Raw genomic sequence first — 24980 nt, 5'->3', positions numbered from 1 at the left:
TTTTTAGTTGGTGTCGAAGCGCGCCATCGCCAGGAACTTCACCGCCGAACCGGTGAAGCGATGCGGATCCTCCCCCTGATCGCCCTGGCGGAAACCGGCCGTATAGACGAAGTCAGGCTTCGAGCGGACCATATCGAAGGCTCTCGCGTGCTGGCTGCTCGTCCTGACGGGCATGAGGGGCAGACGCGGCTGCACCGCCCATTTGGCGACATCGTTCTTGACCGGCACCGGAACCGGCTTCGCTCTGGGCTTCATGTCGGTTGTGGAGGGGCGTGCTTCCTTGCCGGTCGTATGGACGCCTGAGGAAACGACCACAATCGGATCGGTATTCTGCGCCGTGGCAAGAAGCGCCAGGCGTTGGCTATCCCCGGCACGGTCGATGCGACCCGCCTTGCCGGAAGGTTCAACTCCCCGCAAGACCGCCGGCACGGCCTTGGCCGATTGGTTCCCGGGCAAGAGTTCCGGGCGCGGCTGCGGCAGCGTCGTAAAGCTGGCGGGCTGGAAAAGGGCCGCCGGACGGGCCGTCGGCAGGGGACCGGCGAATGCCTGCACCATTCCCTTGTTGTCGGTACCGCCAGCGGCTTCCTTCAGCCGCTCGCTTTCGCGCGCCAGCACGGCGGCAATCTGGTCGTTCGACGTTCCGTAGGCTGTAGCGGACGCCGCGACCACCACCGGTTTCGCCTCGGCCGGCGGCGTGTAGTCGGGACGCCGTGTCGGCAGCGGAATGTTCATCGCTACTTCGGGCTCCGGCGACGGCTCGCCTACGTTCAGATCAGGTCGCGGGGCCTTCTCCGGTAGCGCTGCGGCGGCAAGCTTGGGCATATCGGCCGTCTCGCTCGGGGCGCCACCCACTCCGGGAAGCGACGAGGACGCGGAGGGTTTCGCCTGCGGTTCTTCCGCGCTGGCGACCGCGACCGCTTCGCTGTTGTCCTCCTCTTCGTCCGCACCGCCACCAAAGAGCGATGCGAAGAAGCCCTTGTGCTTGCGCTCCGAGGCGCTGGCGACCTGCACGCTCGGCGGCTCGCCATTGCGCTGGCGATACTCGGCAAGCGCCTGCTGGTAGCCCGGAAGCGGCTTGCCGTCCGACGGGATATGGATCGTGCGGCCGTCGGGGAACAGCGCCAGCAACTGGCTGCGGCTCATGCGCGGCCAATGGCGCACGCCGCCGACATCCATATGGACGAAGGGCGAGCCGGAGGTCGGGTAATAGCCGACACCACCGACTTCCATCTTGAGGCCGATGGCGCGAAGCTTGGCAAGCGGAACGCCGGGGATGAAGAAATCCATCGCCTTGCCGAGCGTATGCTGGCTCTTCTTGGCCACACCGCGGCTGCGGCTCCTCAACATGCTATTGGTGGCGGGCGAACGATAACCGCAGACGACGTTGATATATTCGTGTGACCCGGTCTTCTGGTAAACGGACCAGATGAGGTCCAGGAGCCGCGGGTCCATGGAGACGCTTTTGTTCTTCCGCCAATCGCGCAGGATGTAGTTGATCTTGCGCAATCCGTCCGGCAGGTAGCGGCCATTGCGCTTGAAGGCGATCTCTGCCTTCTCGCGTGTATGCAGATTGAGAAGCTTGAGGCTGCGGGTCTCGGCACTGGCGGGTTCGATCATCGACAGCAAAGCCGCGACGATCAAAAGCACCGGCAGGAAAGCCAGGAACCAATTGGGCGCCCTCTCCAAGGCGTCACCGGACTTTTGCGGGTCGAGCAAATCTGAAGGCCTTGCAGGCAACCGATGTCCCCGGAATGACAGTCGGGCGCGTGGAACCTCTCCAACTATCGCCACTAATGGTTAATCCATGCTTATTAAGCCCAAATGCGGTCACACCGTGGCATTTTGGTGGCCGCAGCTTGTGGCCGCGACGCATGGTAAACGCAATCCTTAGGGAATTTTAATGGCTTGGGCAAGACGCCGTAGGCACCTTCAGGAGGCCATCCTGGCCGAACGGTTCTGGTCGGGATCGATGCCGTATTCCTTGAGCTTGCGGTAAAGCGTCGAGCGTCCTATGCCGAGGCGTCGCGCCACTTCGCTCATCTGGCCGCCATAGCGGTTGATCGCCAGTTGGATCATCTCCAACTCGACATCGGCGAGCGAACGCACATTGCCGCGGTCGTCCAGAGCCCTGAGGATGCCGAAATGAGCGCTTGTGCGGGCGTCCAGCGAGGCTTTGTCTCTATCCGGCGAAGGCAAAACAGGGGTCGGCGCATCCGCGCCACCGCCTTCGGCCGGAAACTCGCCGGCATCCATATGCCCGGCAAGATCGAACCCGTCGAGCTGGCCCCGTATCTGCGGAAACTCGTCGATCCCCAGAGTACCCGTCTCGCACAGCACGACCGCGCGGAACACCGCGTTTTCAAGCTGCCGGATATTGCCTGGCCAGTCATAGGCCTTCAGCACCGCGAGAGCCTGCGGCGTTATGCCCGTCACCGGTCTCGCCGGTCCCGACGCACCGACACGCGCGAGGAAATGGTCGACCAGGGCCGGAATGTCTTCCCGCCGGTCGCGCAGCGGCGGCACGTGGATCGGGTACACGTTCAGCCGGTAGAAGAGATCCTCGCGGAACTGCCCGTCCTTCACGCGCTGCAGAAGGTCGCGGTGGGTCGCCGAGACCAGCCTAATATCCACTTTCACGGAACCGCGCCCGCCGACCGGATCGACTTCCCCTTCCTGCACGGCGCGCAGCAGCTTCACCTGAACGTCGAGCGGCAGGTCACCGATCTCGTCGAGGAAGAGCGTTCCGGTATGGGCCTCGACGAACTTGCCCGTGTGCTTTTCGGTGGCGCCGGTGAAGGCTCCCTTTTCGTGACCGAACAGAATGCTTTCCACAAGATTTTCAGGAATGGCGCCGCAATTGACCGTGACAAAGGGCTTGTTCCTGCGCTCGCCCGAGCCCTGGATGGCACGCGCCACCAGTTCCTTGCCCACGCCTGATTCGCCTTCGATGAGGATCGGGATGTTCGACGCGGCGGCCTTTCGCCCCAGCCGGACCACACGTTCCATGGCGGCGCCGCCGGTGACGAGATCCTTGAAGGTCAGCGTGCCGCCGGCGGGCCGGCGCGCGCGCTTGGCCTCGTCGCCCAGCGCCTCGACCTTGAGCGCGTTGGCGATGGCCGTTTGAAGACGCTCCGGCGAAGCCGGCTTGACCACGAAATCGAACGCGCCGTTGCGCATCGCCGTAACCACGGTCTCGATGCCGCCTTGCGAGGTCTGCACGATGACGGGGATGAAGACGCCCCGGTCGCGCATCCGCCTGAGCACCTCGATACCGCCGAGATCCGGCATGACAAGGTCGAGGATAACGACAGAGACATCGTTCCCGTCGAGAAGCCTAAGCGCCTCCTCGCCGCCCTCGGCCAGCACAGCCTCGTAACCGGATTTCGTCACGGCGGCCTGCAGCAGGCGCCGCTGCACCGGATCGTCGTCGACGATGAGGATAGGACCGGTCATGTTGTCGCTGTCACTAAGCCTTTGTGATTTTCTTCGTGGTGCCCGATAGCATATGGATCATCCTGGCACAGGGTTCTAAATAAGCCTTCAAGAAAGCCGGTGAACGATTTCTTTAAACCGTGCGCTGATCCCCGATGCGAAAGCCCGATACAAGAGGATGACGATGCCGATGCGAAACGACCGCATGCCTAAACCACTGCACGCGCCGAAGGGCGCCAAAGCGGCCGTATCGGCAACCGCTCTCGGCAATCTTCCGGAATGGAATCTCGCCGATCTCTACCCTTCGATGGATTCGATCGAGTTGAAAAAGGACATCGAGCGGGCGGGAGACGAAGCCGTCCGCTTCGAAGAGCGCTGGAAGGGAACGCTTTCCGCCGAGGCCGCACGGCGTGCGGAAAGCCGTCTCGGCGAGGCCGTCAGGGACTATGAGGCTATACAGGAATTGATCGGCCGCATCGTTTCCTATGCAGGCTTGATCTATGCCGGCGACACGTCCGATCCGAAACGGTCGAAGCTCTATGGCGACATCCAGGAAAAGATGACCGACGCGAGCGCGCATCTGATCTTCTTCGAGCTGGAGCTGAACAATATCGACGATGCCGAAATGAAGGCCGCGCTCAAGGCCGATAAGGCGCTTGCGCATTACGGGCCATGGGTGACCGATCTTCGCAAGGACAAGCCCTATCAACTCGAGGACCGCATCGAGCAGCTTTTCCATGAAAAGTCGATCACGGGCCGTGGTGCCTGGAACCGGCTCTTCGACGAGACGATGACGGCGCTGCGCTTCACCGTCGACGGCGAGGAACTGTCGCTCGAACCGACCTTGAACCTCCTACAGGACGCCGATCCGGAGAAGCGCCGCAAGGCGGCCGAGGCGCTGGCCCTGGTGTTCAAGGACAATCTCAGGACATTCGTCCTCATCACCAATACGCTTGCCAAGGACAAGGAGATTTCCGACCGCTGGCGCGGTTTCGAGGATATCGCCGATTCAAGGCATCTGGCGAACCGCGTCGAACGCGAGGTGGTCGATGCACTGGCGAGCGCCGTCCACGATGCCTATCCGCGCATCTCGCATCGCTACTATGCCATGAAGGCGAAATGGCTCGGCACGGACAGGATGAATCATTGGGACCGCAATGCCCCGCTGCCGCAGACGCCGCAAACCACCATCGGCTGGGACGAGGCGAGGAACACGGTCCTGTCGGCCTATGGCGCTTTCGCCCCGGAAATGGCCGATATCGCCCGCACCTTCTTCGACCGGCATTGGATCGACGCGCCCGTCAGGCCCGGCAAGGCACCGGGTGCATTCGCCCATCCCACCGTCCCCTCGGCCCATCCCTATGTGCTCCTGAACTACATGGGCAAGCCGCGCGACGTGATGACACTCGCTCACGAACTCGGCCACGGGGTGCATCAGGTGCTCGCCGCCAGGCAGGGCGCGCTGATGGCCTCGACGCCGCTGACGCTTGCCGAGACGGCGTCGGTGTTCGGCGAGATGCTGACCTTCCGCTCGCTTCTTGAGCGCACCCGCGACAAGACCGAGCGCAAGGCCATGCTGGCGCAGAAGGTGGAGGACATGATCAACACGGTCGTGCGTCAGATCGCCTTCTACGAGTTCGAGCGCAAGGTCCATGCTGAACGCCGCAACGGCGAACTGACGGCCGACCGCATCGGCGAGTTCTGGCTGGAGGTACAGGCCGAAAGCCTCGGTCCGGCCATCCGGCTGCGCGAGGGATACGAGACCTTCTGGTCCTACGTCCCGCACTTCATCCACTCGCCCTTCTACGTTTATGCCTATGCCTTCGGGGACTGCCTCGTGAATTCGCTCTACGCAGTCTATCAGAACGCCGAAAAGGGCTTTCAGGAGAAGTATTTCGAGATGCTGAAGGCAGGCGGCACCAAACATCACAAGGAACTGCTTGCCCCCTTCGGTCTCGACGCGTCCGACCCCGCTTTCTGGCAGAAGGGCCTCGCCGTCATCGAAGGACTGATCGACGAATTGGAGGCGATGGAATAAGCGGACATAATGTCCGTCCAGGCGGAACTGTAAACCGTAAGCCGGTCATATGAGCGTAGCCACGTTTCCAGACCCCGTCGCCACGCGGCGCGATGCTCCGAGAGCCGAGGGTCAGACCGCGCCTTTCATCCTGTTCAGGGACGATTTCTCTGGCGACAGTCTGCTCTTGCGGGAGCCGGAGAAAATCATCGTCGCGGAGCGGGCGGAAGACTTCTTTTCGGCGATGGACGAGGTCCAGCGGGCGCATGACGCAAGCAAATGGCTCGCCGGTTACCTCTCCTACGAGGCGGGCTATCTGCTGGAACCCAAACTGGCGCCTCTCCTGCCTCCTGGCCGTCGCACGCCGCTACTCGTATTCGGCGTATTCGATGCGCCTTCGGAAACAGAGATACCCCCTCGCCCGATGCAAGCGCCCATGGAGGCGACCGGCGGCCCGATCCACGACGCCCGTACTACCTGGACGTTCTCGGATTACAAATCGCGTTTCGACCGCGTGCACCGGCACCTGCGGCAGGGTGACTGCTATCAGGCCAACCTTACCTTTCCGATCAAGGCCCGCTGGACGGGCAATCCGCTGCCGGCTTTCGACGCATTGGCCGCGCGCCAGAAGGTCAGACATGGGGCACTGGTGGCGCTTGGCGGCCCGGTGATCCTTTCACGTTCGCCGGAACTGTTCTTCCGGGTCGACGGCGAGGGCTGGATCGAAACGCATCCGATGAAGGGCACGGCACCGCGCGGTCGGACGGCCGAAGAGGACGAGCAACTGAAACGCTTCCTCATGAACGACCCCAAGAACCAGGCCGAAAACCGCATGATCGTCGATCTGTTGCGCAATGACATTTCGCTGATCTCGGAAGTGGGCTCGCTCGACGTGCCGGAGCTTTTCCGCGTCGAGAGCTACGCCACGGTGCACCAGATGGTGAGTCGTGTGCGGGCAAAGCTGTTGCCCGGCCTGAGCATCCAGCGGATTTTCGCCGCGCTGTTTCCCTGCGGTTCGATCACGGGCGCCCCCAAGATCAGGGCGATGGAGATCCTGCGGGAACTCGAAAGCACGCCGCGCGATGCCTATTGCGGCGCCGTTGGCTGGATCGAGCCGAGCGGGCGCATGCGTTTCAACGTTGCCATACGCACGATCACCCTCTTCCCGAACGGGGAGGCAACCTACAATGTCGGTGGTGGAGTGGTCTTCGATTCCACCGCCGAGGAGGAATACGCCGAATGCCTGTTGAAGGCCCGATACGCGACGGGAACGGCGCCGGCTTCGAACTGATCGAGACGATGCGATGGGAGCCGAAAAGCGGCTTCCTGCGCGGCGACCGTCATCTGGCACGGCTGCGGGCATCGGCGAAAGCTCTCGGTTTCGACGAGGACCCGCAGGACGCCATGGCCAAGGCGCAGGACACGGTCGCCGGCTCGGACGTGCCGCTGCGTGTCCGGCTTGCGCTGTCCCGGCACGGAACGATGACAGTGAAGTCGGAAATATACGGACCTCTGCCGGACAGCGCCGTGTGGCGCCTGAAGCTTGCGCACACGCGCCTTCATTCGACCGATCCATTGCTGCGCCATAAGACGAGCCGCCGCGACGCCTATACGCGGGCCAGGTCCGAATACGGGCCCGACCAGACCGACGAGGTACTGCTTGCCAATGAGCGCGGTGAGTTGTGCGAGGGTACCATCACCTCCCTCTTTACCGATTTTGGCGAGAAGATGCTTTTGACTCCTGCCCTGTCCTGCGGCCTTCTGGCAGGCGTTCTTCGCGCCGAGATGATCGACAACGGCGCTGCGAAGGAGGCCGTTTTCAGTTACGATGATCTGCGTTCGGCCCGTGCCGTTTTCGTGGGCAACTCGCTGCGCGGGCTCATTCCGGCCAAGCCCGTCTGGGACCAGGACTGATTAAGGAAATCGATTGCCTCACTTTCCCGCCCACACGCCCTATGACGGCTCCTCGACGCCATTCACCATCGGACTGAAGCCACTTGATCCCGCGGCATGGATCGAGGTGGACGGCTATCTCGAAGCGCAGCTTGCCGAGAAGGGCCGGCTGGAGGCCGAGCATGGCGCGTCCGTCTTCGCCGCCGAACCCGGCACCGAGGCTGCGCAACGCGAAGTGCTGTCGCTACTGATCGAGCATCTGCCGGCGCGCTTTCCCGAGATCTACCGCCATACTGGCGACACGATGTACATCGCTTCATCGGGCCGCGCCGTCGATCTGACAAAGCCGGGCCTGCCGCCGCTGAAGATCGCGGCGCGGCTGGTGCAGGAAGATCTCGTGCTGATGCGCCGAGGCGAAGAAGGCTGGCGCATTTGCGCGGCCTCGCTATCCTTTCCTTCCTCGTGGTCGCTTGCCGAAAAATTCGGTAAGCCGCTCCGTGAAATCCACCGGCCTGTACCGCATTTCGGCCATGGGACCCGCTCCGACGACCTGATCGAGCGCATGTTCGATAAATTACAGGGGCAACTGGTCGAGCGCTTCAACTGGTCGCTTCAGCCCGACGCCGGTCTCTACAAGCCGCTCTCCTCAATGCAGCGCGACGACCGCGCCGAGAAAGCCGTCTCGCGGTTTCCCGGTATAGACCCCGCTTCCGTCGCCTTCATTCGTGTCGAGCGTCAGACCGTGCGCAAGCTACCTGTCTCCGGCGACGTCCTCTTCACGATCCGTATCCATCTCGATCCGATGTCGGCGCTTCGCGCCCATCCCGAACGGGCGAGGATCGCCGCGTCCTTCGCCGGGCAGCTTGCCGCGCTCGAACGATCCGAACTCGACTACAAGGGCCTTGCCGCCGACCGCGACCGGCTCGTCGCGGCGCTGGAAGCCATCGCCTCCGCCTGAGCGGTTTATCGGGCCGGCCCCTTTATTGTGACGGCCATACGGGTTAGCACCCCCGAAACGTTCCGTGCCACCAGTTCAGGAGAATTCCTAAATGGCGAATGCGAGATGGCCCGTTCACGGCAAGATCACCGGACCCGTTGTCATGATCGGCTTCGGCTCGATCGGACATGGGATGCTGCCGCTGATCGAGCGCCACTTCACATTCGACAAATCGCGGATGGTGGTCATCGATCCGCGCGACGAGGACAGCGCGCTCGTAGAGGAACGCGGTATCGCCTTCCTTCAGGAGGCGGTGACAAGAGAGAATTACCGCGACCTCTTGACCCCGCTTCTCACCAACGGCGCCGGGCAGGGTTTTTGCGTGAACCTCTCCGTCGATACCTCGTCGCTCGATCTGATGAAGCTCTGCCGCGAGCTTGGCGTGCTCTATGTCGATACGGTGGTGGAGCCATGGCTCGGCTTCTATTTCGACAACAAGGGCGGCAATGAAAGCCGCACCAACTACGCACTCAGAAGCACGGTGCGCGAGGAGAAGCGCAGGAATCCCGGCGGCACGACCGCCGTCTCCTGCTGCGGCGCCAATCCCGGCATGGTGTCGTGGTTCGTCAAGAAGGCGCTGATCGATCTCGCCGGCGACCTCGGGCTACGCTTCGACGAGCCGGACCAGCACGACCGCGAAGGATGGGCAAGGCTGATGCAGGCGGCCGGCGTCAAGGGCGTCCACGTCGCCGAGCGCGACACGCAGCGCACGAAGAAGCCGAAGCCGATGGATGCATTCTGGAACACCTGGTCGGTGGAAGGCTTCATTGCCGAGGGCCTGCAGCCCTCGGAACTCGGCTGGGGCACGCATGAGAAATGGATGCCGGCCAACGCGCGGAAATTCTCCGATGGCAGGAGCCCGGCGATCTATCTGGACCAGCCGGGCGCCAACACGCGCGTGCGCACATGGTGCCCGACGCCCGGCGCGCAATACGGCTTTCTGGTCACCCATAACGAATCGGTTTCGATCGCCGATTATTTCACCGTCCGCGGCGCGGATGGCGGCGTCGAATACCGTCCCACCTGCCACTATGCCTATCATCCTTCCAACGACGCCGTCCTTTCGCTCCACGAGATGTTCGGCGCCGCCGGCAAGGCGCAGCCCGTCCAGCATGTGCTGGACGAGAACGAGCTCGTCGACGGCATCGACGAGCTAGGCGTTCTGCTCTACGGGCACGCGAGGAACGCTTATTGGTACGGCTCGCAGCTTTCGCTCGAGGAAACGCGCGATCTCGCGCCTCACCAGAATGCGACCGGCCTGCAGGTCACTTCGGCGGTGCTGGCGGGCATGGTCTGGGCGATCGAGAATCCCGAGGCCGGCATCGTCGAGACCGACGAGATCGACTATCGCCGCTGCCTCGAAGTGCAGTTGCCCTACCTCGGGCCGGTGAAGGGCTACTATACGGACTGGACGCCGCTTGAGGACCGTCCGGGTTTCTTCGAGGAAGACATCGACGCAAGCGACCCCTGGCAGTTCCGGAACGTTTTGGTCAGATAACGCGTTCAGTGCGGGCCAACGGCAAGTCTGCTTATCGGTACGGCCTTGCATTCACTCATCTTTCGGGTGAAGAAAAGACCAGTCGTTTCGAGGAGAGGATATCGGGATGATGAATGCGCGCATCGCGGCTTCCGCCGCGGCAATTATTGTGGCGGCCGCAATTGCCGGCTGCCAATCCGCCCCTGACCGGCCTGCGCCGGTCAATCTCCCCCAATCGCCCGTCGACGGCGAATGGATGGGAACCGACGGCGTTGCCGTCTCCTCGCTCTATGGCGGTCACTTCCGCTCGCGCTCCGTCCAAACGGGCGAAACGTTGACGGAAGGCACCTATAAATTCCGCGACCAGAACACGATTGATCTGAGCTTCTATTCCGTGAAGACCAAGCAGCAGACCGCCGCCGCCTGCCTTCTGGCTACCCCAAACCAGATGAACTGCACACTCGGCAACGGCACCCAGTTCGTTCTCAATCGGCACTCCTGAAAACAGGCCAGCTTTCGCGCTTGCGGCGCAGGATGGCTCTTGCCATAACGCTCTTTTCGGGAGGGAAGAGAGCGCATGGCCGAATATTTCGACCGCCTGGAAGCGCGGGATCCGGCCGAGCGGGAAGCGGAGCAGTTTGCGCGTTTCCCCACCTTCCTGCGCCAGGCGCTTGCCGTCGCGCCGGGGCTGCGGCGATGGCTGGATGGCGTAAATCCGGACGCGGTGACAAATCGCGAAGCGCTCGCGCGCCTGCCCGTTCTGCGCAAGGCGGAATTGATGGAGATGCAGGCGAAGGAGCCGCCTTTCGGCGGCTTCGCCGATCCCTCGGCGCTGGCCGGCAACCGCATCCATCTTTCGCCCGGCCCGATCTGGGAGCCGGGCGGACTGGGCGACGATCCCTCTGAGGGCGCGCGCGCCTTCTTCGCCGCTGGCGCGCGGCCCGGCGACATCGTCCACAACGCCTTTGCCTATCACATGACGCCCGGCGGCTTCATGCTCGACGGCGGCGCACGCGCGCTCGGCTGTTCGGTTTTCGCGGCAGGAACTGGCAATACGGAAATGCAGGTCGAAGCCGCGTCAATCCTACGCCCTTCTGTTTATTGCGGCACGCCGGATTTCCTGAAGGTCATGCTCGACCGCGCGGCGGAAACCGGCAAGGACCTCTCCTCGTTCCGCCGCGGTCTCGTCTCGGCCGGCGCGCTCTATCCGTCGCTTCGCGCCGAATACGCCTCGCGCGGCGTGCGCGTGCTGCAATGCTACGCCACCGCCGAGTCGGGTGTCATTGCCTATGAGACGGCTTCGGACGAGGGTGAGCCGTACCCTGGCATGATCCTGAACGAACACGCGATCGTCGAGATCGTCAGGCCTGGCACCGGCGAGCCCGTTCCCGACGGAGAAGTCGGCGAGGTCGTGGTCACGACCTTCAATGCCGCCTATCCGCTGGTCCGGCTCAGCACAGGCGACCTCTCCGCCATCCTGCCGGGCGCCTCGCCCTGCGGCCGCACCAACCGCCGCATCAAGGGCTGGATGGGTCGGGCCGACCAGCGCACCAAGGTCAAGGGCATGTTCGTCGATCCCAAACAGATCGCGGAAGTGCTTAAACACCATAGGGAGATCGCAAGGGCGCGGCTGGTGGTGACACGGAACGGCGAACTGGACGCGATGGCGCTCCACGTCGAAGCCGCCGCCGGCGCGGCGCTGGACGAGAAAGCGGTCGGCGCGACCTTGCGCGAAGTCACCAAGCTCGCGGGAAATATCGTGCACGCGGATGCAGGCTCGCTGCCGAATGACGGCAAGGTCATCGCCGACGAGCGCGACTACACGAAATAACCCGGTGGGAATGACACCGGATCGGAATAACTGGGGAGCATCCGCCGATGAAGAAAATCGTTCTTTCGCTGACGCTTTCCGCGGCGGCGCTTACTTTCTCGACGGCGGCGGCGCTTGCGGATTACACGCTGACCATCCTGCATTTCAACGATTGGCACAGCCGCATCGAGCCGATCAACAAATACGAAGCTACCTGTTCGGCGGACGACGATGCCAAGGACGCCTGCGTCGGCGGTGCCGCGCGGCTTAAGACGGCCATCGACCAGGAGAGGAAGAGGCTCGCGGGACAGAACGTCATCCTTCTCGACGCTGGCGACAATTTCCAGGGTTCGCTCTTCTACACAACCTACAAGGGATCGGTCGAAGCCGAGTTCACCAATCTCTTCAAGGTCGACGCGATGACCGTCGGCAACCACGAATTCGATGACGGTGAGGCGGGCCTCGCCGCCTTCCTCGACAAGGTCCATTTTCCGGTCGTGAGCGCCAACATCGTTGCGGGCCGCAACGCGAAGATCGGCGACCGCGTGAAGCCCTATACCGTCCTCGAAGTGGGCGGCCAGAAGATCGGCATCGTCGGCGCCATCACCAATGATGCGGACGTCATCTCGTCACCGGGTCCCGACGTGCTCATCACCGACGATGTCGCCGCGGTGAAAGCGGCGGTTGCCGAATTGCGGAAGCAAGGCATAGACAAGATCATCGCGCTCACCCATGTCGGCTACCAGCGCGACCTTTCGGCGATCGCGAAAATCCCCGGCGTGGACGTGGTGGTCGGCGGGCATTCGCACACGCTGCTCTCCAACACCGACAAGATCGCCGCCGGCCCCTACCCGACCTTCGCCGGCAATCTCGACGGCTATCGCGTGCCGGTTGTCACCGCGGCCTCCTATTCGAAGCTGCTCGGCGAAGTGACGGTGACCTTCGACGACAAGGGCATCGTCAAGGAGGCGAAAGGTGATCCGATCCCGCTCGACGCCAAGATCGCGGAAGATCCGCGGGTCGTCGCGCGCGTGAAGGAGCTTGCCGGCCCGATCGAGCAGGCCATGTCGAAGGTGGTGGCCGAGGCGGCCGCGCCCATCGACGGCGGCCGCGAAACCTGCCGCGCCGGGGAATGCGCCATGGGCGACCTCGTCGCCGACGCCATGCTCGACCGCACGAGGAAACAGGGCGTGACGGTGGCAATCACCAATGGCGGCGGCCTGCGCGCCTCGATCAGCGCCGGCCCGGTCACGCTGGGCGACGTGGTGGCGGTGCTGCCCTTCCAGAACACGCTTTCCACCTTCCAGCTTTCGGGCAAGGACATCGTCGCCGCCCTTGAAAACGGCGTCTCGCAGGTCTCGGCCGGCGCAGGTCGCTTCGCCCAGGTCTCAGGCCTGCGCTACACCTTCGACCGCTCGATCGGGCCGAATTCCGGACGGGTCAAGTCGGTAGAGGTCAAGGAGGGCGATAGCTGGAAGCCGATCGAACCGGACAGGCTCTATCTCGTCGTCTCCAACAATTACCTGCGCGCCGGCGGCGACGGCTACGCCGTCCTTCGCGATTCCGCGAAGAACGCCTATGATTACGGCCCCGACCTGGCGGACGTGCTGACCGCCTATCTCCAGGCGCACCGGCCTTACAAGCCTTACACGGATGGCCGCATAAAGGACGCGACGCCGAAAATCGTCGATTCCACGAAGGCACCGAAGGAGGCAGTAACCGACAATCCTTCCAACGCAGAAACAAAGATGCCGGACCTGCCGGCCGCATCCAAAGAGCTCACGACCACCCCTCCAACCGCCAAGGTCGAAACGGCCGCGAAACAGACAGCCGACAAGGCGCCGAAACAGGGCAATGTAAAGCTGCCGGATCTGCCCGCCATGTCGCAATTGCTGGCCACCGAGCCGCCGACAGTGGAAACCGGCGAGCAGGCAGACGGCTCTACGGCAAAGGCGAATGAAAACGCCGCTCGATTGCCGAACCTCCCAGCGGCATCGGCGACGATCGCCAATGAGCCGCCCAAGGTCGCGGTCGAGACGCAGCAGGCGGCCGGGCAGGTATCCTCGGCAAGCTCGCCGGCCGCAACAACGCATGTAGTCGTCGCTGGCGACAATTACTGGAATCTCGCCAAAGCGCTCTATGGCGACCCGGCGCTGTGGCACAAGATCGCCGAAGCGAACCCCGCCTTTCGCGCGCGGGCGCTGCCAATTGGCGCGGAACTGAAGATTCCGGCGAAGTAGCGCCACGAGCCGGCCAATGAAACACGGGGCTATCGCATCTTGAAGCTATGCGAGATTTGCGGAGCCGTTTACCCCCACCCCACAAGGGGGAGGGAGACGCCGACAACGCATTTCGAGCTAAAATCATCGAAATTTGTGTATGTGCACCGGAGTATGGTTCCCCTTCCCCTTGTGGGGTGGGGGTAAGCGGCCGCGCAAATACCACGTAGCCACCAACCGGTGGGTTGCCGCCGCGACCTCCATGCGGCCAGATGCTGCGTTGCCTTGCAGGCGCCACGCGCTAGTGTGCCCCGAACCTGGAGAGAGCAATTGGACCAGTCCTCGCCCGCCAAGCCCATGGAAACCGCCGCCGCTCCGCGCACCGGCAAGGTCGGCGTGCTGCTCGTCAATCTCGGCACGCCGGACGGCACTGAACCGGCGCCGATGCGGCGCTACCTGCGTGAGTTCCTCTCCGATCGCCGCGTCATCGAATGGCCGCGCGCGGTCTGGTATCCGATCCTCTACGGTATCGTCCTCAACACGCGGCCGAAGAAATCCGGCGCGCTCTACAAGACGATCTGGAACAATGAGCGTAACGAATCCCCGCTCCTCACCTTCACGCGCGCCCAGTCCGAGAAGCTCGCCGAGGCGTTCAAGGATCGTGAAACGGTGGTCGTCGACTACGCCATGCGCTACGGCAACCCGTCGATGGAGAGCGTGACCAAACGCATGATGGGCCAAGGCTGCGACCGCATCCTCATGTTCCCGCTCTACCCGCAATATTCGGCGTCGACGACGGCCTCGGTGAACGACAAGTTCTTCGAAGTGCTGACGAAAATGCGTTTCCAGCCGGCCATCCGCATCGTTCCCACCTACCATGACGACCCGGTCTATATCGATGCGCTGGCGCGCTCGATCGAGACGCATCTGGCAACGCTCGATTTCGAGCCGGAAACCGTCATCGCCTCCTATCACGGCATCCCGCAGAGCTATGCGCGCCGCGGCGATCCTTACCCAGACCAGTGCCAAGAGACTTCGCGGCTACTGCGCACGCGGCTGGGCTGGGACGAGAAGAAGCTGATGACCTGCTTCCAGTCGCGTTTCGGACCCGAGGAATGGCTGCAGCCCTACACGGACAAGACGCTCGAAAAGCTGGCGAAGGAAGGCACGAAGTCCATAGCCGTCTTCAATCCGGGCTTCGTTTCCGACTGCCTGGAGACGCTGGAGGAGATCGCCGTGCAGGGTCAGGAAACCTTTCACCATGCCGGTGGGAAGAATTTTTCGCACATCCCATGCCTGAACGATTCCGCCGAAGGCATGGCCGTGATCGAGACGCTGGTGAAACGCGAACTGGCCGGATGGGCATAGCCGACACGGCTGATTGTAAGCGACAAAGCAAGCACTTAGATTAGTCATACGCCGCAATCGCGCGGCGACGGACAACCGGGGGAATTGGCATGCCGTTCACGGGTTTCGACATCGTCATCATCGTCCTGGTCGTCCTCGTCTTGCTGCTCATCTTCGCTGGCATCAAGACGGTGCCGCAGGGCTACAATTACACCGTCGAGCGCTTCGGCCGCTACACGCGCACATTGAGCCCCGGCCTCAACCTTATCGTTCCCTTCATCGACCGCCTCGGCGCCAGGATGAACATGATGGAACAGGTCCTCGACGTCCCGACGCAGGAAGTGATCACCCGTGACAACGCCACCGTCGCCGTCGACGGGGTCGCCTTCTATCAGGTGCTGAATGCGCCGCAGGCAGCCTACCAGGTATCGGGACTGCAAAACGCCATCCTCAATCTGACCATGACCAACATCCGCTCGGTGATGGGCTCGATGGTCCTGGACGAGCTTCTGTCGAACCGCGATGCGATCAACGACAGGCTGCTCCACATCGTCGACGAGGCAGCCAATCCGTGGGGAATCAAGATGACCCGCGTCGAGATCAAGGACATCAATCCGCCGGCCAATCTCGTGGAATCCATGGCTCGGCAGATGATGGCCGAACGCAACAAGCGCGCCCAGGTCCTTGAGGCCGAAGGCCTGAAGCAGGCGCAGATCCTCGAGGCCGAGGGGCGGCGCGAGGCGACCTTCCGCGACGCCGAGGCGCGCGAGCGCGCGGCGGAAGCCGAGGCAAAGGCCACGCAGGTCGTCTCCGAGGCCATCGCCAAGGGCGACGTGCAGGCGGTGAACTATTTTGTGGCGCAGAAATATACCGAGGCGCTGAAGGCCATCGGCTCTTCAAGCAACAACAAGGTGGTGCTGATGCCGATAGAGGCATCCTCCCTCATCGGCTCCCTCGGCGGCATCGGGGCCATTGCCAGGGAAGTGTTCGGCAACGACGCGGAGCCGGCGACGCCACGCCGGACATCTTCGGGTCGACCGCCGGTAACCGGTCGCGACAAAGCGTAGACAGCCATGTTGACGCAGGCGCTTGCCGATCTCGGCGAATGGAACTGGATCGTTCTGGGCGTCGTGCTGCTGGTGCTCGAGATCCTCGTTCCGGGCGTCTTCCTGTTATGGATCGGCATTGCCGCCATCCTCACCGGCGCGCTGTCGCTGCAACTCCTGTGGCTCGATGTCTGGGGATGGCAGATCCAGGTCCTTGTCTTCCTGGCGCTATCGCTTGTCTCGGCCTATGTCGGCACCCGCATCATGGGAAAATCGGACGGCTCGGACACCGACGAACCGCTGCTCAACCGCCGCGCCGAGCAACTCGTCGGTCGCACGGCCACGCTGGAAGAGGCGATCGTCAACGGCCGCGGCCGCATCCGCCTCGGCGACACGCTATGGCGCGTCAGTGGACCCGATTTGCCGGCAGGCACGCGCGTGCGCGTGACGACGGTGAAAAATACGGGACTGATCGTGGAAGCGGCCTGAGCGGATCAGGCCGTGCCGATACGCAGCAGATCGTGCAGATGCACGATGCCGACCGGCTTTTTCCCGTCGGCAATGATAAGGGCTGTGATCGCCGACGAATTGATGATCTGGAGGGCCGTCGCGGCAAGCGTGTCGCGCGCCACGGTCTTCGGTTCGCGGGTCATCACCTGATCGACCGTCATCGAAAGCAGATCGCCTTCGACATGGCGACGTAGATCGCCGTCGGTGATGATGCCGGAGAGCATCCCATCGGGTCCGACGACACCGACACAGCCGAACCCCTTCCGCGAAATCTCCAGGATGGCCTCACGCATACCCGCTCCCGAAGGCACCAGAGGAAGCCGCTCGCCGGTGTGCATGATCTCGCTGACCTTGAGGAGGTTCGCACCGAGACGGCCGCCGGGATGGAATGTATGGAAATGGTCGGCGGTGAAGCCCCGCGCCTCGAGGAGCGCGATCGCGAGCGCATCGCCGATGACAAGTTGCATGAGCGTGGATGTCGTCGGAGCAAGCCCGTGCGGGCAGGCCTCGCGGACACGCGGCAAAAGAAGGACGATGTCGGCCGCGCGCGCCAGTGCCGATTTCGCGCCCGAAGTTATCGCGATCAACGGAATCGAGAAACGCCGCGAATAGGCGACGATACCGTTCAGTTCAACGGTTTCCCCGGACCATGACATGGCGATGATGACATCGTCGTGGGCGATCATGCCGAGATCGCCGTGATTGGCTTCGGCGGGGTGGACGAAGAAGGCCGGCGTCCCCGTCGAGGCAAGCGTGGCCGCGAGCTTCGAGCCGATATGGCCGCTCTTGCCGACGCCGGTGACGATCACCCGCCCGGTGATGCCTGCGACACGTTCGACCGCTTCCGCGAACGGCTCCGCAAGCCCGTTGTCGAGTGCCGCCGCAAGCGCCGCGACGCCGGCCTGTTCGGTGCTCAGGGTTCTCGCCGCGGAAAGGATGGCGGCACGCTTTTCGTCGGATTTCAGCATGAGGTTTCCGTGCATGGCCTGCTCTATCCGCTTCGGCCCGCCCTGTCCAATAGTGAGTTCCGCTTCAGGCGCGTCGCAACGCACTCCCTCAACGCTCCATTAACCATCCGCCTTTACGGTTCGGTAAAGCTTTCGCGCCCCGCGAAATCGGTCTGCCGGGAACCATGTCGCGTCCAAGAAAGGTCATTCGAGCGAGCGTGCGCGGCACGCGCCTGGCGGCGGTGCTCGCCGTGGCGTGCGCGGGCTTCGCCGCGGCGCCCCTAGTGGCGTCGGCACAGATGCTGGCGCTCCGAGGCACCGAGTCCCCGAACCGGGCGAACAATCGGCTTGCCGGCGGCAGTCTCCTGCCAAGCGACCCGATGGCGACGCGCTTCGACGAGGAGAAAGGATACGGGGCCAGCGATATCGGCGACCCGGGTGATACAGACGCCGCCCAGCCGGCGCTACGTACCACGCTGGATGCCGCTTCCGGCGCCGCTGACGATGGTGAACAGGATCCGTTCGCCGCGGCCAATCGGACAGCCGCGCCAACGGATACCGTGAACAACACGAACGAGGAAACCGACAATTCATCGGCAACGGCTATCTCGGGTGAGACGGCCGCCTCGACGGAGATGGCCCCCGCAAACCTCCCGGATTTGGGTACGGATACCCAAGAAGACGACACCAACCCGGACGATTCAACCGCGACGCCGAAGGCAGGAACCCCGTCGGCTTCGGGCCTGGCGCGGCAGCAGGACGCCGAAACCACCGGCACGATCCCCGCCCGCTCGATCGACCAGGACGATCAGGAACGCAACAGCCGCGAGGAAAAGGCTAACCGCCGCGCTCAGGCGATCGAGGGCCTTAAGCCGAAGCCGGAAGACGATCCCTATGCGCCTCTCGGCATCCGGGACGGCGGCTTCATCCTTCGCCCGTCCCTCGAAACCGGCCTGACAGCGACGACCAACGCCAATTCGAGCCCTGGCGGCGAAAATGCCATCCTGTCGGAAAGCACGCTGCGGCTCAACGCGACCTCCGATTGGTCGGACAAAACGGCCACCATCGAAGCCTATGGAACCTGGCGCAAATCGATTTCCGGCCAGGACCTCTCGGAACCGTCGGCCGCTATCAATGCGAGCCTCGCCGTGCCGCTCGGGAACGACTTCGTCGCGCGCGGCACGCTGGGTTACAGCCTTATCCCGGAAAGCCCCTCCTCACCGGGCTTCCTTGCTGGAACGGTCGGCGAACCGCTCACCCAGACGATTACCGGCAGCCTCGGCCTCGAGAAACAGGCAGGGAAAGTACGGCTCGGCCTGACCGGCAACGTGGAGCGCGCGACCTATGGCGATGCCGATCTGGTCGGCGGCGGCACTGTTTCCCAGCATGACAGGGATTCGACTCTCGTATCGGCAACGCTGCGCACCGGCTACGAGATTTCGCCCGCGCTCGTCCCATTCGTGGAAGGCGAGATCGGGCGCCGTTATTACGATCTGGAGACCGACTCCGCCGGCTATCGCCGCTCCGCCGACCGTATCGGGATACGCGCCGGCGTCGAACTCGATTTTGGCGACAAATTGCGAGGGGAACTGTCGGCGGGCTATATCCGGGAAAAGGCGGACGATCCGCGCCTTCCGGCAATCGCGGGCCCCTCGATCGCGACCGCGCTGAACTGGTCCCCGGTGCGCGGCACCATCGTGGCGCTCAACAGCTTGACGACTGTCGAGGGCACCACCGACGCCGGCGAAAGCGGATCGCTGCTCTACTCGACCGATCTCTCGATCGAACGTCAAATGCGCGCCAACCTGACCGGCACCGCCTCGATCGGCGGATTCTACCGCGATTATATCGGCCTGGACGGCCATGATATCGGCTGGGACGCCGCGCTCGGCTTCACCTATTGGCTGAACCGCTATTTCGGCGTCACCGGCCGCCTGCGCCACGAGCAACTGGTCAGCAACCTGCCCGGCCGCGACTACAAGGCCGAAAGCGTATTCCTCGGCGTCAAGGTCCAGCGCTAGGAGATTTTTGTCCTGAGCGCGGTCAACGCCGACAATTAGCAGGACCTCGCGCTCACGCCATTCTTGAATTTCGCTTATTCTGACGCTACTTTACGTCAAAGTTGCTGGCATTTTGACAAAGGATCTGAGTCATGGGTTTCGCCCAATATGCGGACGACGGGGTTTTCGCCCCACGCCGGATTGCGGAAGCCTTCCGGACGACAAGCGAGGAAGTCGCCCACACGGCCGGCCTGGGCAAGGATGCGATCCAGCGCAAGGAACGGATCCGCTCAAGCAAGACGCAGCGGCGTCTGCGCGAGATGATCGAAGTCATCAACAAGGTAGAGCCGCGCTTCGGTTCTGCACTGATAGCCTATGCCTGGTATCGTTCGGAGCCGCTTCCGGGATTTTCCGGCCAGACGGCGATGCAGTTAGTGCGCAGCGGCAGAGCCGAAGACGTGCTCGACTATATTGATGCGGTCGATGCCGGCGTGCATGCCTGACGGCGCGCATGCACTATAGAGGCAAGCTTTATCGGGCGCTAAACCCGATCCATGCCGGCGAGCCTTTGTCAGGGCGCGGCGCGAAACTCTATGGCGGACGCTTCAATCCGAGAGGCACTCCGGCGCTCTATACCTCGCTGACGGTGATAACGGCGTTGCGCGAGGCCAATCAGGTCGGCAATCTCCAACCCACGACGCTGGTCTCCTATGACGCTGACATCGACAGCATATTCGATGGCCGGGATGAAGCAGCACTCGCAGCCGAGGGCATGGACGTGGCCGCACTTGGCGACCCGACGTGGCGCGACCGGATGAAGGCCGATGGCGAGGCGAAGACGCAAAGCTTTGGCCGGCGCCTGATCAACGCTGGCTATAACGGCCTACTCGTCAGAAGCTATGCCGGCGGTTCCGGCGTCAACGACATGAACCTCGTGCTTTGGAGGTGGGCCCACCCTCCTTCGGCCCGCCTCATCTTGATCGACGATGAAAACCGCCTGTCGCGATAGAGCGCGACCGGTCAGAAAGTCAGCCGGCGACCTTCTGGCGTTCGGCCGGATGCATCTCGCTGAAAAGTTCATCGATCAGCGCACCGATCCGGTCACGCATCTCGGGATTCCATAGCGCAAAGGCGATGTTCGCTTCGATGAAGCCCTCCGGCGAACCACAATCGAATGTGCGCCCCTTGTAGTGGTAGCCGTAGAAGCGCTGCAAGCGCTCCAGCTTCAGCATGGCGTCGGTAAGCTGGATCTCGTTGCCGGCGCCGCGCTCCTGGTTTTCCAGGATGGCGAAGATCTCCGGCTGCAGGATGTATCGGCCGTTGAGGAAGAGGTTCGAGGGCGCGGTGCCGGCGGCAGGCTTTTCCACCATGCCGGTGATCTCGAAGCCGGAATGCACGTCGGCGCCCTTCCCGACGATACCGTATTTGTGCGCCTCGGCCGGATCGCATTCCTGCACCGCGACGATGTTGTTGCCGGTCTCTCCGTAAAGCGCGACCATCTCTTTCAGGCAGCTTTTCTCGGTTTCCATGATCATGTCGGGCAAAAGCAGCGCGAAAGGCTCGTCGCCGACCAGATCGCGAGCGCACCAGACCGCGTGACCGAGCCCAAGCGGCTCCTGCTGGCGGGTGAAACTGGTCTGTCCGGCATCCGGCTGCATTCCCTTCAGCCGCTCCAACTGCGTCGTCTTACCGCGCCTCTCCAGCGTGTCGTAAAGCTCGAAATGCAGATCGAAATGATCCTCGATGACGGCTTTGTTGCGCCCGGTCACGAAGATGAAATGCTCGATGCCCGCTTCGCGCGCCTCGTCGACGACGTACTGGATGACGGGCCGATCGACGACCGTGAGCATTTCCTTCGGTATGGCCTTGGTCGCGGGAAGAAAGCGGGTGCCGAGCCCGGCTACCGGAAAGACTGCCTTGCGGATTTTTTTCATTTGTAACGCATTCCAGGTTTCTGAAAGGGAAAAAGCCGGTCGGCCAATTTCATGTCGGAATTGAGGAACATTCAACGCATCCATACGTGCAAGCGTTCCGCCGGGTCCGTCAGGGACATATTAACCGCGCAAGGGCTTCCATGGTAAACTAAATCCTAACCGGGTGCGGCTAATAAGGTGGTTCGAGACCGGGATGCCGGGGCCATTGGCTTGAAAGGCGTTCCACTTTCAAACCATTCCTGAAAGGAGGGAAGATGTCCGTCCGCCTCATGTCCAGACGACGCTTTGGCACCACCCTCGCCGCCTCGGGCCTGCTGCTGGCGCTCGATATGGCTACCCCCGCCTTCGCCGATTCCGGCTTCGATCGCTGGGTCGCCTCGTTTCGCACGACTGCGCTGAAGAGCGGCGTTTCCGCGGCTACCTACGACCGTGCCTTCCGCAACATCCCCGGTCCTGACCCGGAAGTGCTCGAAAAGGCACACTCCCAGCCGGAATTTACTGCTCCCATGTGGGACTACTTCGACAATCGGGTGCAGGACGAATCGATTGCCAACGGCAGGGATATGGCGCGCAAATGGAAGCCTTGGCTCGACCGGATCGAGGCCAGGTTCGGCGTCGACCGCTACATCCTCCTCGCCATCTGGTCGATGGAGACGAATTACGGCGAGACGCTGAAGAACGACAAGGTGATGCGCAACGTCGTGCGTTCGCTGGCGACGCTAGCCTACGCCGACCGCACGCGCGCTAAATTCGCACGCACGCAGCTTGTCGCGGCGCTGAAGATCCTGCAGCATCACGACATCGACCCCGATCACTTCATGGGCTCGTGGGCCGGTGCGATGGGGCATACGCAATTCATCCCTACCAGCTACCAGGCCTATGCCGTCGATATGGACGGCAACGGCCGGCGCGATATCTGGAATTCCGTTCCGGATGCGCTGGCGACCGCAGCAAACCTGCTCCACCGCAACGGTTGGCAGATCGGCAAGACCTGGGGCTACGAGGTGGTTCTGCCGGAAGGCCGCAAATTCCCCTCCGGCTCGCTCAGCCTCGACAAATGGGCCTCTCTTGGCTTGAAGCGCGCGAACGGCAAGGATTTTCCACGTGGCTCCGACACCGCGGTGCTCAAGGTGCCCGACGGTCGTGCCGGCCCGGCCTTTCTGATGCTCAAGAACTTCTACGTCATCAAGCGCTACAACAATGCCGACAAGTACGCGCTCGCTGTCGGCCTTCTCGCCGACGAGATCGCCGGCTATGGCGGCCTCGTGCATGACTGGAACCGGCCCTTCGTCAAGCTGACATTCGAGGAGCGGGAAGAATTGCAGCAAAGGCTGCAGTCCTATGGCTATTACGACGGCAAGATCGACGGCCGCATCGGCTCCGGCTCGCGCGACGCAATCAAAGCCTATCAGGCACGGGCCGGCTTGGCGCAGGACGGCCATCCGAGCAAGGAAGTGCTGACGAGCTTGCGAAGCCGGTAGAGCGACAGACCCCTCTTTCGCCGGCATGCGTATGGTATGCTGCGGCGAATTGGCCGTCCATGCGAGGACAGACAGATATTGGCTGCCATGCGGCGCTTCCCGATCCGTGCCCTGAAGGCCTGCCGCGTTGCGGCCGCCCTTGTCCTTGCCTTTTCGCTGCTGGCCTTTGCGTCACAAGCGAGCGCCGAGCCTCCACGCAGCCCCGAGCAAGCACGCCAGATGTACGAGAGCGGCTGGCAAGCCCAGCAGGAGCAGCTTCAGCGACAGCGACGCCCGACGCGGGCGGTAAAGCGCAGCCGCCGCTCCGAAGAGCCGATCCAGACCGACAGTACCGAAGAAGAGCCGGTCGAGAAACTGGACGATGCCCGGGTCGTGCTGGTTGTCGGCGATTTCATGGCGGCCGGCCTGGCGGATGCGCTCACCGACGACTATGCGCAATCCGCGCGCGTGAAGGTCGTCGACGGAACCAAGGGTTCGTCCGGTCTGGTCCGCGACGATTTCTACGATTGGCCGAAGGAAATCGGTCAGATCATGGAATCGGCCAAACCGTCGGTGGTCGTGGTCATGCTGGGCGCCAACGACCGTCAGGCCATGACGACCGGAACGGCAAAAGAACTACCGCGCTCGGATGCTTGGACGGCCGAATACGTCAAGCGCGTTGAAGCGCTGACCAAGACGGTCAGGGATCGCAAGGTTCCCCTCGTCTGGGTAGGTCAGCCCGCCTTCAAATATGCCTCGATGTCGTCCGACATGCTTGCCTTCGACGACATTTATCAGCGTGTCGCCGAAGCCGCGGGAGGTGAGTATGTGGACATCTGGGACGGCTTCGTGGACGAGAATGGGGCATTCCGATTCACCGGCCCCGACGTCAACGGGCAGCCGGTCCGCCTGCGCTCCGACGACGGCATAACGCTCTCGAAAGCCGGCAAGCGCAAGGTCGCTTTCTATGTCGAGAAGCCCTTGAACAAGATCCTCGGCAGTGCGGCGGCGCCCGGAGCAGGACTTCAGCCGAACGCCCTTCCGGGCACGGGTCCGGCCGACCTGCTCCCTTCTCACGACCGCACGGCGCCGATCTCCCTCTCCGCGCCGCCAGTGGACGAAAACTCCGATCTCCTCGGATCGAAAATCGCCGCCAAACCGGGGATCGCCCGCACAGCGGCCGAGCGCTTGACCATCGAAGGCATATCTCCCTCCTCTCCGCCTGGCCGGGCGGATGATTTCGGGGGAGCGGATGGCGCGGCCTCCGCGTCACCGCCTCTACCCGACGTGCCGATCCCGCCTGCCGGAAGCTCGCCCACTATCGAGAAGAGGCTGGACGCCACCGGCGCGGTCAAGCCCTGAACGGCAGGTCACGAGGGACCGTCTGTCTTCCGCCGCGGAGGAACCAACGCACGTGGACAGCGTTCTATCCGCAGCACTTTTCAAAGGAGGGATCATGCTTTACTGGGCTTTGGTATTTCTGGTCGTTGCGATCATCGCCGGCGCGTTGGGTTTCGGCGGCATCGCAGGCACGGCGGCCGGGATCGCGAAGATCATCTTCTTCATCTTCCTTATCTTTCTGGTTCTCTCGCTCATTGCGGGGCTTCTCCGGCGCGCCAGGTGAGGCAAGTTCCGTCCGGGGAAAATGGAGCGATCCGACGTCATCGTGACCAAGAACACGCTGCACCGGCTGAAGGGGTTCGGTTACCTGACCTCATCGGTCAGCGTTTTTCTGCTTGCAACGGTAAGCTGGTCGAGTGGGCAGAAGAGCACCCTGCTGACGGCATGCCTCATCGCGGGCGCGGCAACGTCGATGATCGGTATGTTCTTCCGCTGGCTCACCTACGAAATCGAAAGGCGGAAAGATCAGCCCTGAGCGGGTGCTTGCAGT

The 24980-nt window shown here is 63.0% G+C and carries 22 protein-coding genes; 18 read left to right on the top strand and 4 right to left on the bottom strand.

The window, feature by feature from the left end; translation table 11 throughout:
- Nucleotides 1–3 precede the first annotated feature (3 nt).
- Complete coding sequence (locus tag RBH77_RS09865; RefSeq protein WP_311031949.1) at nucleotides 4–1686, bottom strand: peptidoglycan L,D-endopeptidase MepK; 1683 nt, start codon at nucleotides 1684–1686, stop codon at nucleotides 4–6.
- Nucleotides 1687–1929: 243 nt separating this feature from the next.
- On the bottom strand, nucleotides 1930–3453 hold the full coding sequence (locus RBH77_RS09860) for a sigma-54-dependent transcriptional regulator (protein ID WP_311031948.1): 1524 nt from the start codon (nucleotides 3451–3453) through the stop codon (nucleotides 1930–1932).
- 184 nt (nucleotides 3454–3637) lie between these two features.
- Between RBH77_RS09860 and RBH77_RS09855 the strand changes: the two genes are divergently transcribed.
- From RBH77_RS09855 to RBH77_RS09805, 11 genes are all read left to right on the top strand, one after another.
- A complete protein-coding gene (locus RBH77_RS09855) occupies nucleotides 3638–5470 on the top strand; it encodes a M3 family oligoendopeptidase (RefSeq protein ID WP_311031946.1) in 1833 nt (610 codons plus the stop codon).
- Between the two features lie 49 nt (nucleotides 5471–5519).
- On the top strand, nucleotides 5520–6740 hold the full coding sequence (locus RBH77_RS09850) for an aminodeoxychorismate synthase component I (RefSeq protein WP_311031945.1): 1221 nt from the start codon (nucleotides 5520–5522) through the stop codon (nucleotides 6738–6740).
- Nucleotides 6689–7363 carry an aminotransferase class IV family protein gene (locus tag RBH77_RS09845; protein WP_311031944.1) on the top strand — a complete coding sequence of 225 codons (675 nt, stop codon included), beginning with the start codon at nucleotides 6689–6691 and terminating at the stop codon, nucleotides 7361–7363. Before RBH77_RS09850 ends, RBH77_RS09845 begins: the two co-directional genes overlap by 52 nt.
- A gap of 13 nt (nucleotides 7364–7376) precedes the next feature.
- A complete protein-coding gene (locus RBH77_RS09840; protein WP_311031943.1) occupies nucleotides 7377–8300 on the top strand; it encodes a heme-dependent oxidative N-demethylase family protein in 924 nt (307 codons plus the stop codon).
- Between the two features lie 91 nt (nucleotides 8301–8391).
- Nucleotides 8392–9837 carry a homospermidine synthase gene (locus RBH77_RS09835; RefSeq protein ID WP_311031942.1) on the top strand — a complete coding sequence of 482 codons (1446 nt, stop codon included), beginning with the start codon at nucleotides 8392–8394 and terminating at the stop codon, nucleotides 9835–9837.
- A gap of 106 nt (nucleotides 9838–9943) precedes the next feature.
- A complete protein-coding gene (locus RBH77_RS09830) occupies nucleotides 9944–10318 on the top strand; it encodes an Omp10 family outer membrane lipoprotein (protein ID WP_311031941.1) in 375 nt (124 codons plus the stop codon).
- Nucleotides 10319–10393: 75 nt separating this feature from the next.
- Nucleotides 10394–11647, top strand: coding sequence for a phenylacetate--CoA ligase family protein (locus RBH77_RS09825; RefSeq protein WP_311031940.1), 1254 nt, complete (start codon nucleotides 10394–10396; stop codon nucleotides 11645–11647).
- A 47-nt stretch (nucleotides 11648–11694) separates the two neighbouring features.
- Nucleotides 11695–13866 carry a 5'-nucleotidase C-terminal domain-containing protein gene (locus tag RBH77_RS09820; RefSeq protein WP_311031939.1) on the top strand — a complete coding sequence of 724 codons (2172 nt, stop codon included), beginning with the start codon at nucleotides 11695–11697 and terminating at the stop codon, nucleotides 13864–13866.
- A 336-nt stretch (nucleotides 13867–14202) separates the two neighbouring features.
- On the top strand, nucleotides 14203–15213 hold the full coding sequence (gene hemH / locus RBH77_RS09815; RefSeq protein WP_311032494.1) for a ferrochelatase: 1011 nt from the start codon (nucleotides 14203–14205) through the stop codon (nucleotides 15211–15213).
- Between the two features lie 89 nt (nucleotides 15214–15302).
- Nucleotides 15303–16259, top strand: a complete 957-nt coding sequence (locus RBH77_RS09810) for an SPFH domain-containing protein (protein ID WP_311031938.1) — start codon at nucleotides 15303–15305, stop codon at nucleotides 16257–16259.
- A gap of 6 nt (nucleotides 16260–16265) precedes the next feature.
- Nucleotides 16266–16727 carry an NfeD family protein gene (locus tag RBH77_RS09805; protein WP_311031937.1) on the top strand — a complete coding sequence of 154 codons (462 nt, stop codon included), beginning with the start codon at nucleotides 16266–16268 and terminating at the stop codon, nucleotides 16725–16727.
- A gap of 5 nt (nucleotides 16728–16732) precedes the next feature.
- On the opposite strand, the gene RBH77_RS09800 is transcribed toward RBH77_RS09805, so the two are convergent.
- Complete coding sequence (locus RBH77_RS09800; RefSeq protein ID WP_371832855.1) at nucleotides 16733–17731, bottom strand: KpsF/GutQ family sugar-phosphate isomerase; 999 nt, start codon at nucleotides 17729–17731, stop codon at nucleotides 16733–16735.
- 149 nt (nucleotides 17732–17880) lie between these two features.
- Between RBH77_RS09800 and RBH77_RS09795 the strand changes: the two genes are divergently transcribed.
- The 3 genes from RBH77_RS09795 (at nucleotide 17881) to RBH77_RS09785 (ending at nucleotide 20704) form a co-directional block, all read left to right on the top strand.
- Nucleotides 17881–19716, top strand: a complete 1836-nt coding sequence (locus RBH77_RS09795) for an outer membrane beta-barrel protein (RefSeq protein WP_311031935.1) — start codon at nucleotides 17881–17883, stop codon at nucleotides 19714–19716.
- A gap of 131 nt (nucleotides 19717–19847) precedes the next feature.
- Complete coding sequence (locus RBH77_RS09790) at nucleotides 19848–20198, top strand: MbcA/ParS/Xre antitoxin family protein (RefSeq protein ID WP_311031934.1); 351 nt, start codon at nucleotides 19848–19850, stop codon at nucleotides 20196–20198.
- A gap of 8 nt (nucleotides 20199–20206) precedes the next feature.
- The gene (locus RBH77_RS09785) at nucleotides 20207–20704 is read left to right on the top strand and encodes an RES family NAD+ phosphorylase (protein ID WP_311031932.1); all 498 of its coding nucleotides are present in this window, start codon (nucleotides 20207–20209) and stop codon (nucleotides 20702–20704) included.
- A gap of 19 nt (nucleotides 20705–20723) precedes the next feature.
- Here the strand turns inward: RBH77_RS09785 and galU are convergent, their stop codons facing one another.
- Nucleotides 20724–21629: a UTP--glucose-1-phosphate uridylyltransferase GalU gene (galU, locus tag RBH77_RS09780; protein ID WP_311031931.1), complete on the bottom strand. Its 906-nt coding sequence runs from the start codon at nucleotides 21627–21629 to the stop codon at nucleotides 20724–20726.
- A gap of 254 nt (nucleotides 21630–21883) precedes the next feature.
- Here galU and RBH77_RS09775 point away from each other — a divergent pair, with 254 nt between their 5' ends.
- The 4 genes from RBH77_RS09775 (at nucleotide 21884) to RBH77_RS09760 (ending at nucleotide 24965) form a co-directional block, all read left to right on the top strand.
- Nucleotides 21884–23110: a lytic murein transglycosylase gene (locus RBH77_RS09775; RefSeq protein WP_311031930.1), complete on the top strand. Its 1227-nt coding sequence runs from the start codon at nucleotides 21884–21886 to the stop codon at nucleotides 23108–23110.
- 87 nt (nucleotides 23111–23197) lie between these two features.
- On the top strand, nucleotides 23198–24451 hold the full coding sequence (locus tag RBH77_RS09770; protein ID WP_311032493.1) for an SGNH/GDSL hydrolase family protein: 1254 nt from the start codon (nucleotides 23198–23200) through the stop codon (nucleotides 24449–24451).
- Between the two features lie 94 nt (nucleotides 24452–24545).
- The gene (locus RBH77_RS09765; protein WP_311031929.1) at nucleotides 24546–24713 is read left to right on the top strand and encodes a DUF1328 domain-containing protein; all 168 of its coding nucleotides are present in this window, start codon (nucleotides 24546–24548) and stop codon (nucleotides 24711–24713) included.
- 42 nt (nucleotides 24714–24755) lie between these two features.
- Nucleotides 24756–24965 carry a hypothetical protein gene (locus RBH77_RS09760; RefSeq protein ID WP_311031928.1) on the top strand — a complete coding sequence of 70 codons (210 nt, stop codon included), beginning with the start codon at nucleotides 24756–24758 and terminating at the stop codon, nucleotides 24963–24965.
- The last annotated feature ends 15 nt before the right edge of the window (nucleotides 24966–24980 follow it).

Origin of the sequence: Mesorhizobium koreense (assembly GCF_031656215.1) — a bacterium.
Lineage (GTDB): Bacteria > Pseudomonadota > Alphaproteobacteria > Rhizobiales > Rhizobiaceae > Mesorhizobium_L > Mesorhizobium_L koreense.
Note: the sequence above shows the minus strand (reverse complement) of the source record. Positions and strands in the feature narration are given on the sequence as shown.